The 13,730-nt window shown below is 68.7% G+C and carries 11 protein-coding genes; 2 read left to right on the top strand and 9 right to left on the bottom strand.

Annotated features, from left to right (window positions below; translation table 11 throughout):
• Window positions 1–72 precede the first annotated feature (72 nt).
• The gene (locus QMG86_RS09460) at window positions 73–2,481 is read right to left on the bottom strand and encodes a RelA/SpoT family protein (RefSeq protein ID WP_281878947.1); all 2,409 of its coding nucleotides are present in this window, start codon (window positions 2,479–2,481) and stop codon (window positions 73–75) included.
• A gap of 361 nt (window positions 2,482–2,842) precedes the next feature.
• Window positions 2,843–3,820: an alkaline phosphatase family protein gene (locus QMG86_RS09455; protein WP_281878946.1), complete on the bottom strand. Its 978-nt coding sequence runs from the start codon at window positions 3,818–3,820 to the stop codon at window positions 2,843–2,845.
• 258 nt (window positions 3,821–4,078) lie between these two features.
• Between QMG86_RS09455 and QMG86_RS09450 the strand changes: the two genes are divergently transcribed.
• Entirely contained in the window at window positions 4,079–4,864 is a 786-nt protein-coding gene (locus tag QMG86_RS09450; protein ID WP_281878944.1) for a metallophosphoesterase family protein, read from the top strand.
• Window positions 4,865–5,188: 324 nt separating this feature from the next.
• Here QMG86_RS09450 and QMG86_RS09445 read toward each other — a convergent pair whose 3' ends face one another.
• From QMG86_RS09445 to QMG86_RS09430, 4 genes are all read right to left on the bottom strand, one after another.
• Window positions 5,189–5,815, bottom strand: coding sequence for an NUDIX hydrolase (locus tag QMG86_RS09445; RefSeq protein ID WP_281878943.1), 627 nt, complete (start codon window positions 5,813–5,815; stop codon window positions 5,189–5,191).
• Window positions 5,816–5,890: 75 nt separating this feature from the next.
• Window positions 5,891–7,147, bottom strand: coding sequence for an adenylosuccinate synthetase (locus QMG86_RS09440; protein WP_281878942.1), 1,257 nt, complete (start codon window positions 7,145–7,147; stop codon window positions 5,891–5,893).
• Between the two features lie 13 nt (window positions 7,148–7,160).
• Window positions 7,161–8,108, bottom strand: a complete 948-nt coding sequence (locus tag QMG86_RS09435; RefSeq protein ID WP_281878941.1) for a hypothetical protein — start codon at window positions 8,106–8,108, stop codon at window positions 7,161–7,163.
• A gap of 147 nt (window positions 8,109–8,255) precedes the next feature.
• Complete coding sequence (locus tag QMG86_RS09430) at window positions 8,256–8,765, bottom strand: winged helix-turn-helix transcriptional regulator (RefSeq protein WP_281878940.1); 510 nt, start codon at window positions 8,763–8,765, stop codon at window positions 8,256–8,258.
• Between the two features lie 80 nt (window positions 8,766–8,845).
• On the opposite strand from QMG86_RS09430, the gene QMG86_RS09425 reads away from it, so the two are divergent.
• A complete protein-coding gene (locus tag QMG86_RS09425; protein ID WP_281878939.1) occupies window positions 8,846–9,256 on the top strand; it encodes a nuclear transport factor 2-like protein in 411 nt (136 codons plus the stop codon).
• Window positions 9,257–9,409: 153 nt separating this feature from the next.
• Here QMG86_RS09425 and QMG86_RS09420 read toward each other — a convergent pair whose 3' ends face one another.
• The 3 genes from QMG86_RS09420 to QMG86_RS09410 form a co-directional block, all read right to left on the bottom strand.
• A complete protein-coding gene (locus tag QMG86_RS09420) occupies window positions 9,410–10,990 on the bottom strand; it encodes an ABC-F family ATP-binding cassette domain-containing protein (RefSeq protein WP_281878938.1) in 1,581 nt (526 codons plus the stop codon).
• Between the two features lie 401 nt (window positions 10,991–11,391).
• A complete protein-coding gene (locus QMG86_RS09415; RefSeq protein WP_281880874.1) occupies window positions 11,392–11,898 on the bottom strand; it encodes an adenine phosphoribosyltransferase in 507 nt (168 codons plus the stop codon).
• A gap of 104 nt (window positions 11,899–12,002) precedes the next feature.
• Complete coding sequence (locus tag QMG86_RS09410; protein ID WP_281878937.1) at window positions 12,003–13,724, bottom strand: ABC transporter substrate-binding protein; 1,722 nt, start codon at window positions 13,722–13,724, stop codon at window positions 12,003–12,005.
• Window positions 13,725–13,730 lie beyond the last annotated feature (6 nt).

Here is a 13,730-nt window from a genome sequence, read left to right as displayed (position 1 = left end):
GAAGCGGAGTTCGGGGCACGCGAAACACCTTGAGAAGATAGCTAATTGGCAGCTACCGCACGGTTGGGCCGCTCACGCCGCGGAGGTGACGCGGTAGACGTCGTAGACGCCCTCCACGTTGCGCACCACGTTCAGCAAGTGCCCCAAGTGTTTCGGATCGCCCATCTCGAAGGTGAACTTGCTGATCGCCACCCGGTCGCCGTGCGTGGCCACCGAGGCGGACAGGATGTTGACCTTCTCGTCGGCCAGCACCTTGGTGACGTCGGACAGCAGCCGCGTGCGATCGAGCGCCTCGATCTGGATCGCGACCAGGAACACCGAGGACGGCGACGGCGCCCAGGACACCTCGATGATCCGCTCGGCCTGCTCGCGCAACGAACCGGCGTTCGTGCAGTCGGTGCGGTGCACGCTCACCGCGCCGCCACGGGTCACGAAGCCCATGATCTCGTCACCGGGCACCGGGGTGCAGCACTTCGCCAGCTTGGCGACCGTGCCCGGGGCGCCGGGGATCAGCACGCCCGCGTCGCCGGTGACCCGCTGCCTGCTCGGCGTCGTCGACGGGGTGGAGCGCTCGGCCAGCTCGTTCTCCACGTCGCCGATGCCACCGAGCTGCGCCATCAGCCGCTGCACCACGTGGTGCGCGGAGACCTGGTGCTCGCCGACGGCGGTGTAGAGCGTGGAGATGTCGGTGTAGTGCAGCTCGTGGGCGACCGCGGTCATCGCGTCGACGCTCATCAACCGCTGCAGCGGCAGCCCGACGCGGCGGACCTCCTTGGAGATCTGCTCCTTGCCGCTCTCCAGCGCCTCCTCGCGCCGCTCCTTGGCGAACCACTGGCGAATCTTCGCCTTGGCGCGCGGGGACACCACGAAGTTCTGCCAGTCGCGGCTGGGGCCGGCATTCTGCGCCTTCGAGGTGAACACCTCGACGACCTCGCCGTTCTCCAGCTGTCGCTCCAGCGCGACCAGGCGCCCGTTCACCCGGGCGCCGATGCAGCGGTGGCCCACCTCGGTGTGCACGGCGTAGGCGAAGTCCACCGGGGTCGACTTCTGCGGGAGCGTGATCACGTCGCCCTTCGGCGTGAACACGAAGATCTCCGGCGATTTCAGGTCGAAGCGCAGCGACTCCAGGAATTCCGCCGGGTCGGCGGCCTCCCGTTGCCAGTCCAGCAGCTGGCGCATCCACGCCATGTCGTCGACCTCGGCGGTGTCGTTGGAGTGTTTGCCGCGGGTCTCCTTGTAGCGCCAGTGCGCGGCGATGCCGAACTCCGCGGTGCGGTGCATGTCCTGGGTGCGGATCTGCACCTCCAGGGGCTTGCCATCCGGCCCGACCACGGTGGTATGCAGTGACTGGTAGACGCCGTAGCGCGGCTGGGCGATGTAGTCCTTGAACCGGCCCGCCATGGGTTGCCACAGCGAGTGCACCACGCCGACGGCCGCGTAGCAGTCACGCACCTCGTCGCACAGGATGCGGATGCCGACCAGGTCGTGGATGTCGTCGAAGTCCTTCCCCTTGACGATCATCTTCTGGTAGATCGACCAATAGTGCTTCGGGCGGCCCTCGACGATCGCGTTGATCCGGGAGGCGGCCAGCGTGTTGACGATCTCGGCCCGCACCTTCGCCAGGTAGGTGTCGCGCGAGGGTGCGCGGTCGGCGACCAGCCGGACGATCTCGTCGTATTTCTTCGGGTGCAGGATCGCGAAGGCGAGGTCCTCCAGCTCCCACTTCACCGTCGCCATACCGAGGCGGTGGGCCAGCGGAGCGATGACCTCCAGCGTCTCCTTGGCCTTCTTGGCCTGCTTCTCCGGCGGCAGGAACCGCATGGTCCGCATGTTGTGCAACCGGTCGGCCACCTTGATCACCAGCACGCGCGGGTCGCGGGCCATCGCGATGATCATCTTGCGGATGGTCTCCGCCTCGGCGGCGGCGCCCAGATTGACCTTGTCCAGCTTGGTGACGCCGTCGACGAGGTGGGCGACCTCGGAACCGAAGTCCTGGGTGAGCTGCTCGAGGCTGTAGCCGGTGTCCTCCACCGTGTCGTGCAGCAACGCGGCCACCAGCGTGGTGGTGTCCATGCCGAGCTCGGCGAGGATGTTGGCCACGGCGAGCGGGTGGGTGATGTAGGGGTCACCCGATTTGCGGAACTGATGCTTGTGCCGCTCGTCGGCCACGTCGAACGCGCGCTGCAGCAGCGTCAGGTTCGCTTTCGGGTACAGCTCGCGGTGCACGGTGGCCAGCGGCTCGAGCACCGGTTTGACCGCCGCGATACCGCGCTGCCCGGTCATGCGCCTGGCCAGGCGCGCACGCACCCGGCGCGAGGCCGAGGACGGCACGGCGGAGGAAGCGCCCGGCTGACGCGGAGGCGTCGCGTTCGCCGGCGCCTGCGGCTTCGCGGCCTGCGCGGCGTCGGTGGCGCCCGCACCGTTCGGCCGCGGGCCCGACGTCGATTGCTCGACCTTCGCCTCGCCCAGATGCTGAGTCATGCCACCACCTCTCCGCGCCTCGATCGGACCACCCTATCCGACCGGTGCAACCTCCCGGACCACCAACTTTAGTCCGGGCGGAGCACCCACGTCCGCTCCGCGGACGAAGGTTGCGCCCCGGGGTGTCGGGACAAGGAAGGGAGACGGTCCCGGCCGCCCCGTACGACCGTCACGAGTCGGGTGACCGCGATCCACCCAGCTCGCTGGCCACAGCGTGACCGGACGCGTTCCGCTATCCCATGGAAACGTCGATGAGCAGCGCTTTCAGTTCATCGTGTGGGTGGCTGCAACGGCTCAGGGAAGCAGAGCTGTCCCGCACCGACGAGCGAGCGCGAACGCCGGATCCGCGAACGAACACCTGTCAGCGAATCGCGGCAGGCTGGGACCCGGACAACGGAGTACGGGCGGGTCCGGGCTCGGTACGCAGGGAGCGACCGTCGAGATCGGCGGGGGGAGCGACCTCGAGGAGGTCGAGCACCGTGGGGGCGATGTCGACCAGGGTCGCTCGCGTACTGGTGGCCCCGGGCCGGAAGCCGGGGCCGCGAGCGATGACGAAGTTGGTCGTCTCGTCCGGGGACTGGCCGCCGTGCCCGCCCTTCGGTTTGTGGCCGTGGTCGGCGGTGACGAGCACGGTCCACTGTTCGGCCGGATGGGCGGCGGCACGAGCGTCCACGGCGGCGACGATGCGGCCGACCAGAACGTCGATCCGCGTCACGGCGTCCAGGTAGGCGCGCGACGCGCCACCGGCGTCGTGACCGGCGCGGTCCACCTGGTCCAGATGGGTGAACAGCAGGTCGGGCGCGAACTTGCCGATCGCGGCGGCCACGGCGTCGGCGGTGGCGGCGTCGGTGCGGGACTCGTCCGGATCGTCCGGCACGGTCGCGGTGGAGACGACGACGTCGGCGCGCGGACTGCCGCTGCCGGTTATGGTGGCGATCTGGTCCCAGGTGGCGATGGATTGGGTCTTCAGCGCCGGCCGCGCCCGTTCGAGCTGAGTGAAGACCGTCGGGTGTCGCATGAACGGTTCGGCGGTGAACTGGTTGTTCGTGATGCCGTGCTTGCGATCCCACACGCCGGTCAGCACGGTGGCCCAAGAGGGACCCGAGATGGTGGTGTGCGGGGCGATCGACGAACGGCTCAGCAACCCCTCGCCGCTCAACCGCAGCAGATTCGGCGCCTTCGCCTGCTCGATCTTGTCGTACATCAGGCCGTCCAAGCCGATCACGACTACTTTGGCCGTCGGCATCTCCCCCTGCGCGACGCCGGCCGCCACGGACAACGGAAGGAACACGGCCGTCGCTGCGGCAACGACTTTCGACAGCAGTCGCGCTCGGCTCATACCGTTGACCATGCGGGACCGTCCGGTACGCGCGATAGGCTGCCGCGGCAGTGTTCATGGATGTTTCATCGGCGGCCACAGTGCCCGTAGCCTCACTGAACAGTCCTTGAACGCGGAATAGCGTCAAGCTATATACCGACTTCACAACGGGTCGCGGTCAGATGAACGCGAAGTTTCGGCCCGCGACCAGGCAGACCGCGATGGGCGGCTCAGCGCCGTCGCTTGACACCCCTTCGCCGATATGGCCGACTGACCGTCGTGACCGCAGCGCGCACCGGCGGGTGCATTCGTGTCGCGGCCGTCGCCGACCTGCACATGCGCGCGGCGGTGGCCGGACGCTTCCGCCCCGATTTTCGTCGTCTGTCCGCGGACGCCGACATCCTCTTGCTCGCAGGCGATCTCACCGACGGCGGCACGCGAGCGGAAACGGATCTGCTATGCGCCGAACTCGACGGCCTTCCCGTACCGGTGGTCGCCGTGCTCGGCAATCACGATCACGATCAGCGATCGGGCTACCTGATCGCGGCACGGCTCACCGCACTGGGCGTCCACGTGCTGGATGGCACCGCGATCACCCTCGAGATCGGAGGTATCCGGCTGGGTGTCGCCGGCGTCATGGGCGGCAGCGGCGGCTTTCCCGACCATCCCGGCACGCCGGACGAGGGGTCCGCCGAACACCGCGCCCGCATGCGCCGCGGCCCGCTCGACGCCCTTCGCCTGCGCCAGGCGCTCGCCTCGATCGACTGCGAAACCCGCATCGCCCTCATGCATTTCGCTCCGATCATCGACACGTTGGCCGGTGAACCGTCCAAGATCTATCCCGGACTCGGCTGTCATGATCTGGCCGAGTCGGTCGACGCGGGCGGGGCGGCGCTCGCTGTGCACGGACATGCCCATGGTGGAACAGAATTCGGGCGCACCCCACGTGGTGTGCCGGTACGCAATGTCTCCTTTCCCGTACTCGGCCGCAGCTACGCCGTATACGAGATAGTCCCCGGCTCGGATCGTCCGGAGGACCGCGACCGCATACCGTCCCGGCCATGACTCGCCCGGCCTCGTCGCCTAGGGCGTTGTCTTTGTCGCGGGGTCGTCGGCCCCGGGCGTGCTGGTGGACACGATCGGCCCCCGATCGTTGAGACTACTTCGGCGGTGATCGGCCTTGTCGGCGTCGCAGTCGTCACGTCCGCGCCACAGACCGAGGGCACCCGCTGCTTCCCGCCGCCTGGAGCGATCATCCGGCCGGGAATCCTGACCGGAATCACGGCCCCATCCCGAAGTTCGAGCAGGACGCCCCGGCCTGCTCGACTTGCGACAAGCCCGCGATAGCGGTTTGATGCCCGAACGGCCGGGGATCGGTCCTCGCGCCGTTCACTCCGGCGTGCCGAAAGTCCACACCGCCGCAGGCCTGCCGGTCGCTTTGACGCGACGGCGTTCGGCGGTGCGCGTCAGGCCCGGGATGGCCGCCAGCGTGCGGTTCAGATTCGCGGCGTCGGGCCGGGCTCCGGACAGCGCTGTCGCGGCCGCCACGGCCCTGGTCGCGGGGAATTCCGCGCCGAGCAGGGCTCTGGTGAACGGAAGGTCCTTCCACAGCAACCGCGTCAGGACATCGCGGGCCATCGCGACGATGCGATTGTGGTCGAACGCCAGCTCCGGAACCTCGTCGAAGCCGGTCCACCGCGCCGGTCCTTCGTGCGGCCCCACCACCGCCCACATCGCGATCGAGAGCGTAGGACCGCGCGGGTCACGGTTCGGTTCGTCGAAGGTCACCAACTGCCCCACCGAGCCGATCGCGGCCTCCGGGACGCCCAGTTTGGTGTGCACCGCTCGGCGCGCCGCGACGGCCAGCCGCTCCCCCCGGCCGAGCAGCACACCGGGCAAGGCCAGCTGCCCCGCGAAGGGTTCCATCGCCCGGGGCGCGATTCCGAGCCGGACGCCGCCGTCCTCGTCCCAGAACCGCAACGCCACGACATCCACCGACACAACGGACTGCTCCACGGCCACCCATCCTGCCCCGACCGGCCGCGCGCCCGTCGGGCGGTGTGCCACTGGAACGGCACCTGCGCGGAGGATTCACGCCGCGGCGGCATACGCCGTGCGTGCGCGGTGGCGGCGGCCGGGACCGTGGGCGGTGAGGACGACCGGCACGCCGAGGGTCCGGGCCAGCCACGGCACGGGATCGTCCGGCATTTCGGTGAGGACGGGCTCGGCGCGCGTCAGCAGCCGGGTCAGCTTCCGCTGGTGATCCAGGTCCTGCCTGCGTCCAGGGGGCACGGTGTCTCGAACCACACCGTCCACGATGTACTCAGTTGCGGCATACCGCCTTCCGGGCACGTCGAGGTGGTTGACCGCGAGGCCGTCGACGCCGCCCGACACCTCGATGGCGTAACGCAGCAACACGGTGTCCAAGTGGCCGAGACGGAATTCGCCTTGATACCGACCGGCCGCATTGTGCGGCTCGGGGAGGTCCAAGCCGGAATCCTCGGTGGGAAACGGGCCCGCGCCGTGGCGAGTCTGATAGGTGCGGGTCACGCCGAGCACGTAACCCGACTCGCCGATCTCGGCCAGCATCGCACGCGCATTGCGCGGTTCGACGGTCGACCAAGTGGTGTGCGGATGGAACCCGCGCCACTCGTCGAGCAGGACGCCTTGCGCCCCTTCGAACACCAAGGCGCCCTGCCGCGCGAACCGAGCCAGTTGGTCGTCACCGACGATCGGTACCGCCGCGGCGAACTCGCGGTACATCTCCACCAGGTCGTCGATCGGTTCGTACCGATGTCCACTCGGCGCGATCAGCGGCCCGTAGTATTCCGCCAGCGCACGCAGCTTGCGCCGCAGCGCCAAGGGACGCAGGCAATCGGACACGGTGGGAGCCGGGTGGGCGAGCGCGTAGCCCGCGGTCTCGCCGATCCCCCTGCCGCACGAACCGTGCCGCGCGGAACCCCGCGCATCCTCGCGAGCACGGTTGGCGGCGATGTGGATCGGCGTGGTGAGCAACGCCCGACCGTCGATCCGTATCGAGGACAGCGGATCGCGCACGCCCAGCGCGGCCAGCATGCGCGCTTCGGCCGCCAGCGCGATCGGCTCGACCAGCATGTGCCGCGACAGCAGCGTCGGCACGCCTGCGAATGTCCCCGATCCGAACTGCGCGAAGGTGTGGTGCCGTCCGTCGGCGATCACGTTGTGCGCGGCCTGCGCCCCACCGTTGAACCGGACCACGGCGGAGACATCGAAGCCCTGCTCGGGCGCGCACAGCCAGTCGACCGTGGCGCCCTTACCCGCGTCCCCGAATCCGAGATCCACGACGATGATGTGCGACCCGGGCACCATGCGCCCTTCCGGTTCAGCCGCGGCCACGCGGCAAGGCCCGCGGTCGCGTATCGTCGGCCCCGAGCGCCTTCCCGACCGACTCGGCCTCGGCCTCGGACCCGACATCCCGCAAGTCCGCGAGCCCGCCCGCGAGGTCGACGCGCCCCTCCGCCAAGCCGATGGTCAGCGCGATGAGTTCGCACACCGCCGCGGGGTCGTCCAGGCGCAGGAAGTTCTGGCCGAGCAACCCGCGCCAGTGCTCGGCGATCTCCGGATCGTGGAAGTAGCTCGACTGGTCGGGCAGGATGTAGTGCACGTGCCATCGCTCGGCCAGTTCGCGGTAGATGGATTCCACCGCGATGTCCTGTCGCACACTGTCGCCGATGATCGCGCGGATGTGGCGGGAGGCCAGCCGCGGCTTGTTCAGTTCGTCGCCGATCAGGAACAGATAGCCCTTCTTGCGTCGCTTCTCCCACGCGTCGGTCGCGATATGCGTCGCCAGGAAATAGGCGGCCAGTTCATAGCTCTCGGACTTCTGCCCACCACCTCCGCCTTCCAGGAAGACGGCACGCAATTGCTCGTCCATCCGATTGTCGGATTCGAACTGACCGATCTGCAGCGGCACGCGGTCGGTGTCCGCGTCACCGATCGCACCGAACAGGATCTGCGGATCGTCCGCATAGCCCTTGCGCCGCAACAGACCGTGCAGGGTGCCCAGCTTGTCCTGCATGATGCGCGGAACCCGCCCCATCGATCCGGTCACGTCGAACAGCACCGCGACGGGCAGTGAATTGCCGTGCTCGGCCGAATCCCGGCACTCGCGTACCGCTACGCCGAGCGGGTCCAGGTTCGGATGCACCCGCCAGTTCGCGTGCGGCTCGGCCCGCATGTCGGCGGTGTAGCCGAAATCATCGATCCCTCGGGCGGCGCGGAAGGTCTTGGCCGCGCGATAGGCGGAGTCGTCCCAATGTCCGTATCCCATGTGATCACGTCCTCTCTAGTTTTAGTCTATGTGACTAAAACTAGCGCGGTCAAGGATCGCCGCAGCCGGCGTCCGATCCCGCACCGGACAGGTCCACCCGCACCCTCGAGCCCGAGGGCGACGACAACCCACCCGAGCGAGGCCCTATCAGCCCGTGGGGCCTCCGGCTTCGAGCAGGCCGCCGATCAGCATCGTTCCCGGGCCTCGCCGCCCACCGGGGCCGGAAAGCCACCGAACGTTTCCCGCGGTGAGCGGCTCGCCGCACTCGCGGCACACCACCACACCGGACGTCGGGCGCCCGCATTCGCGATGGACCACGACGGCGGGCGGACCTTCCGTGCCCGCGAGCCACTTGTCGCCCCACGTGATCAACACGGTCAGCACCGGATACAGATCACGGCCACGTTCGGTCAGCAGATACTCGTAGCGAATCGGATTCGACTGATACGGACGCTTTTCCACGATGCCGTGCCCGTGCAGTGCGTCCAGGCGCGCGGCGAGCACATTGGAAGCGATGCCGAGGTCACGGCGCAGATCTTCGAACCGGGTCAGCCCGATGAACAGGTCGCGCAGGATCAGTGGTGTCCAGCGCTCGCCGATCGCGTCGACCGTGCGCGCGATCGAGCAGACGATGTCGGAGAAAGCGGCCTTGGGCATTCGGCCAGTCTAGTCCGTTGCTTTTTGCAAGTGACTTGAACTAGGTTCGGACCCAGCGACGAGGGAAGGGGCCGACCACCATGTCCGACGCGATCGCCGAATTCCGCAGGGCGACCGAAAGCGGCGACATCGACGCGCTGACGCGGGTTCTCGCACCCGATGCCGAATTGGTCTCGCCGCTGTCCGGCCGGTTGGTCTTCCGTGGCCGCGACGACCTGTGTGTGCTGCTCACGGCAGCCTACGGAAGCCTCACCGGTCTGCGTTGGACGGAGGAAATCGGCGACGGTACGCGGCGTGTCCTGCTGGCCGGTGCCACGATCGGACCGTTCCGGCTGACCGAAGCGCTGGTGGTCGGACTCGACGAGCAGGGCCGCATCCGCACGTTGCAGCCGCACCTGCGTCCCTGGCTGACGCTCACCTATCTCGCGGTGCGACTGGCGCCCCGCCTGCTCGCACATCCAGCCATCCTCCGGCGTGCGGCCCGGGCGTGAACTCGCGCCTCTCGCGGACCGGCACGGGGAACCGGGCACGACGATCCGGTGCCCGGTTCCCATAGCCGTACGGATCGAACCGATCGCCGCCGGACCAGGCCGGTTCTTCGTCCCGCCCGCCGGCGGACCGCGGACGGTCCGGCGAACTGCCGCCTACGTCTCCGCCAAGCCCTCTTCGGTGAGTTCCAGGCGCCGGGTCACCCCGATATCGTCGAGGAAGCGCGAATCGTGACTCACCACGATCAGCGCGCCCTCGAAGCTCGCCAGCGCCTGGGTGAGGTGCTCGAGGCTGGGCAGGTCGAGATTGTTGGTGGGCTCGTCCAGCAACAGCAACCGCGGTGCCGGATCCGCCAGCAACAGCATCGCCAACGCCGCCCGCAACCGCTCACCGCCCGACAACGCCGCGGCCGCGACGTCGGCGTCCGTGCCGCGGAACAGGAAGCGGGCCAACTGCGCCCGGATCCGCTCCGCGGAGGCGTGCGGCGCCGTCGAGGCGACGTTCTCGAACACCGACAGCCGCTCGTCGAACACGTCCAGCCGCTGCGGCAGCATCCGCCACGGCACCTTCGGCCCCGCCTGCGTGATGCGCCGCAGCAACGTCGTCTTGCCGACGCCGTTGCGTCCGGTCAGCGCGATCCGCTCCGGACCCGACACCCGCAACGTCACCGTCGGCCCGCACGCCAGCTCGACCCGGTCCAGCTCGATGACGTCTTGACCGGGATACAGCCGGGTGTCGGGCAACTCCACCCGGATCTCCCGGTCGTCGCGCAACAACCCCTTGGCCTGCTTGAGCTGATCCTTGGCGGAGTCGAGCTTCTCGATGTGGTTGTTGCGCAACTTGCCCGCGGACACCTGCGCCTGCCGTTTGCGTTCGGCCATAATGATTTTCGGCTCGCGCTTCTGGTCCCACATCTTCTGCCCGTACCGCTGTCGGCGGTCCAGTTTGATGCGCGCCTCGACGAGTTCGCGGGCCTGCCTGCGGACATCGCTGCGCGCATCCCGGATCGCGGCACGGGCGGCTTCCTGCTCGGCCGCGACGATCCGCTCGTACTCGCTGAAATTCCCACCGAACAACCGGAGTTCGCCGTGGCGCAGCTCGGCGATGGACGCCATCCGCTCCAGCAGCTCCCGATCGTGGCTGACCGTGAGCACCGTGCCGGAGAATTGGCCGATCACCTCGTAGAGCCGTGCGCGCGCGACCCGATCCAGGTTGTTCGTCGGTTCGTCGAGTAGCAGCACGTCGGGCTCGGCGAGCAACTCGGCGACCAGCCCGAGCAGCACCGTCTCGCCACCGGAGAGGGTGTCGAGCGTCCGGTCCAGCTGGTGCACCGAATCGGCGACGTAGTGCAGACCGAGTCGCGCCAGCAATGCCACCGCGCGCTCCTCGACGTCCCAGTGGTGACCGACCAAGTCGAAGTCGGTGTCATCGCCTGCACCGGACTCGATGCGGTGCAATGCTTTTCGAATTTCCGCGATGCCCAGCACCGCATCGACTCGCTGCCCGGCGCTCAGCCCGAGATCCTGGCGCAAGTACCCGAGATGACCGGTGACGGTGATGGAACCGCGAGCGGGCTTCAGCTCCCCCGCGATCAACCGCAGCAGCGTGGACTTCCCCGCGCCGTTTCCACCGACGAGTCCGATGTGGCCGGGACCGAGAACGGCGTCGAGCCCCTCGAACACCGGGGTGCCGTCCGGCCAGCCGAAAGTGAGATCGGAAAAAGACAGATTGGTCATGCCAGCTCCCAGAGGTTGCGACGAACACGGCGCGCGATAGCGGGCCGCACGAGTGGCTACCTCAAATGAGCAACGGCAGACTCCGATCAACGGGAATAAGACCTCTACAGGTTAAACACAGCGGCGGTGGATGCGCCAGTGCGATTCGGATCACACGTCCGGGTCAGGACGACGCTCCGATGGCGGCGGCCGCGGGCAGCGGGTAGGGGCGCTCCTCGGGATCCACGTCATCCGCTCCCGGCGGAACGGAGCCACGAAAGTTCCCGCGGCGAGCGCGGGTTCGGCGATCTCCGGGGATTATGCCTGGTAGACGACGATCGTGTGCTCGTCGTAGACCGCCCGGATCCGGGCAACGGGTTTCGGCGGGACTTCTCCCGCACGCCGGGCAGACCCCGGTGGACTCAGAGCTGGACGATCGACGTCAGCGGGTAGTCGCCCTGCCGTGCGCGTCCGCCGAGGAACCCGAGTTCCAGCACCACCGCGGCGGCGGCCACTTCGGCGCCCGCCTGCTTGAACAGTTCGGCGGCGGCGGCGAGGGTGCCGCCGGTGGCGAGGACGTCGTCCAGCAACAGGACGCGACGCCCCGCCAGTTCGACGCCGTCCGCGGGGATCTCCAGCGCGGCGGTGCCGTATTCGAGGCTGTACTCGCGGCTGATCACCGGGGGCGGCAGCTTGCCCGCCTTGCGGACGGCGAGCACGCCGGTACCGAGCGACGCGGCGACACCGGCTCCGAGCAGGAAGCCGCGAGCGTCGACGCCGGCTACCAGATCGGCGTCGGGGGCGCACGCGGCCAGGCAGTCGACCACCGCGCGGAAGCCCTCGGCGTCGGCGAACACCGGGGTGAGATCCGCGAAACGAACACCGGGTGAGGGAAAGTCGTCGTGCCAACGGGTCAAACGGTCGACCATCTCGGCGGCTTTGGTGGACCGTTCGGCGGCTACGTCCTCGGATTCGATTGCCGCGTGCTTGCTCATCGACACCTCTCCATGATCACATCACCCAACACCGTCGATCACCGCTCGAGCACCCACCGGTCCATGTTCCAGCCGGATCCGGCCTGGGTGGGGGCGGCGATCCCGTTGCGCAGCCCCTTGCCGAAGGCGATCGTGCGCGGGGTGGCGAACAACGGGATGCTCGGCAGCTCCGCCCACAGCAGGTTCTCCGCCTCGGTGAGCAGATTCAGCTGTACGGCCGAATTGTCGTCGGCCCCGAGCTGATCGGTGATCGCATCGTAACGGCCGTTGCCGAACCGTCCGAAATTGAGACCGCTACCGGTGCGCAACGCGCTGGTCGCGGCCACACCACCCAGCGAGCCCGCCGGACCGGGCGCCGACGCGGTGCTGCCCAGGACGGCGTCGACCTTGCCCTCGCTGAGCCGGGCGGGGGTGAAGTCGGGTGCACCGGCGTCCACCACGGTGATGCCGGCCGGTTTGCAGGCCTCGGCGATCAGAGCGACGGTCTGCGCACGCCGGTCGTCCGGAGCCGCGTAGCCGATGCGCACGGTGGGGTTCGGGGCGCCGGAGGCGGCAACCGCCCTCGTCGCGTTCGCCACGTCGCCGCCGGAGTAATTCTTCGACGCGCCGATCACGGCGGGGTAGAACAGGGAATCCTGCTGCACGACATGCGCGTTCAAGGGGCCGGAGCCGAGCCCGGTCTTCGGCGCGTCCGGCGTCTTGCCGAGCTTGTCGAACAGCGTCTGACGCGGCAGGCACAACGCGAACGCCCGGCGCGCCTCGACCGAGGAGAAGACGCCGCCGGTCGCCAGCACCAGCTGCTCGGCGCCCCGGCCGGGCACGGTCTGCACCGAGAAGGCGCTCAGATTCAGGTCTTTCACCGACTGCGCGCCGATGTCGAGCACGCCTACCGCGTTCTCGCCGACCTTCTTCTTCAGGTCGAAGTTCTTGGGCCACACCACGATCCGCCCGGTCGCCGGTTTGTTGCCCCACCACCGTTCGTTGGCCACCAGCACCAAGCCGTCCTCGCTGCCGAAGGACTCGATGCGGTAGGGCCCCGACGAGGGGAAGCGCGACAGGTCCAGCCGCCCGTCGGCCGGAATGGTCCAGCCGGTGTTCCAGATTTCCGCGATCCTGCCGAGGGCGTTCGGGTCGCCGGTTTGCAACGCCGACACGACGTTGGGCACGTTCGCCACCCGGGCCGCGACGTGCGCGGGCATCAGCTCACCCGCCGTGAACAAGTTGCGCCACGGCAGATAACGCCGCCCGGGCCGGAAGACCACCGTGGCATCCCGTGAGCCGGGCTGGCAGTCGACTCGCTCGATGGCGTCGTAGCCGGTGGTGCTCGCGGCGTCGAACAGGGGAACCGGACCCCGGTCCCCCGGTTTGGTGTACCGCCCGCTGCGGGCGGCCCAGGCCAGCACCAAGTCGTCGCAGGAGGTCGGCACCCCGTCGGAGTACACGCCGTCTGGGTTGAGGCGGTACTGAATGGTCTGCGACTCGCCCGGCACCTCCTTTGCGGTGCCGAAGTCGGTGTCGGCGACCGGCTGGCCGTCCGGACCGGTGTAGAAGAACCCCGTGAGCACCCGGGAGAACACCGCGGGGGACCCGGAACTCGCCCCCAGTGTGCTGCCGCCGTTATAGGTGGCGATGATGGCATCTGTCGCGTAGCCGATGGAGGGCACCTGATTCTTGCTGGAGCAGCCGACCATCAGCCCGGCGGCCAGCGTGCCCGCAGCAAGCGCTCCGATCAGTCGTACCGCACTGCGTGGCTGTCGCATGAAACC

This window comes from Nocardia sputorum (assembly GCF_027924405.1).
In the GTDB taxonomy this organism is placed as follows: domain Bacteria; phylum Actinomycetota; class Actinomycetes; order Mycobacteriales; family Mycobacteriaceae; genus Nocardia; species Nocardia sputorum.
Note: the sequence above shows the minus strand (reverse complement) of the source record. Positions and strands in the feature narration are given on the sequence as shown.

Excerpts from the sequence above, each read along its gene's own strand:
- QMG86_RS09460 (WP_281878947.1), bottom strand. The coding sequence starts at position 2,481 with ATGACTCAGCATCTGGGCGAGGCGAAGGTCGAGCAATCGACGTCGGGC.
- QMG86_RS09455 (WP_281878946.1), bottom strand. The coding sequence starts at position 3,820 with ATGAGCCGAGCGCGACTGCTGTCGAAAGTCGTTGCCGCAGCGACGGCC.
- QMG86_RS09440 (WP_281878942.1), bottom strand. The coding sequence starts at position 7,147 with ATGGTGCCCGGGTCGCACATCATCGTCGTGGATCTCGGATTCGGGGAC.
- QMG86_RS09435 (WP_281878941.1), bottom strand. The coding sequence starts at position 8,108 with ATGGGATACGGACATTGGGACGACTCCGCCTATCGCGCGGCCAAGACC.
- QMG86_RS09430 (WP_281878940.1), bottom strand. The coding sequence starts at position 8,765 with ATGCCCAAGGCCGCTTTCTCCGACATCGTCTGCTCGATCGCGCGCACG.
- QMG86_RS09425 (WP_281878939.1), top strand. The coding sequence starts at position 8,846 with ATGTCCGACGCGATCGCCGAATTCCGCAGGGCGACCGAAAGCGGCGAC.
- QMG86_RS09420 (WP_281878938.1), bottom strand. The coding sequence starts at position 10,990 with ATGACCAATCTGTCTTTTTCCGATCTCACTTTCGGCTGGCCGGACGGC.
- QMG86_RS09415 (WP_281880874.1), bottom strand. The coding sequence starts at position 11,898 with ATGGTCGACCGTTTGACCCGTTGGCACGACGACTTTCCCTCACCCGGT.
- QMG86_RS09410 (WP_281878937.1), bottom strand. The coding sequence starts at position 13,724 with ATGCGACAGCCACGCAGTGCGGTACGACTGATCGGAGCGCTTGCTGCG.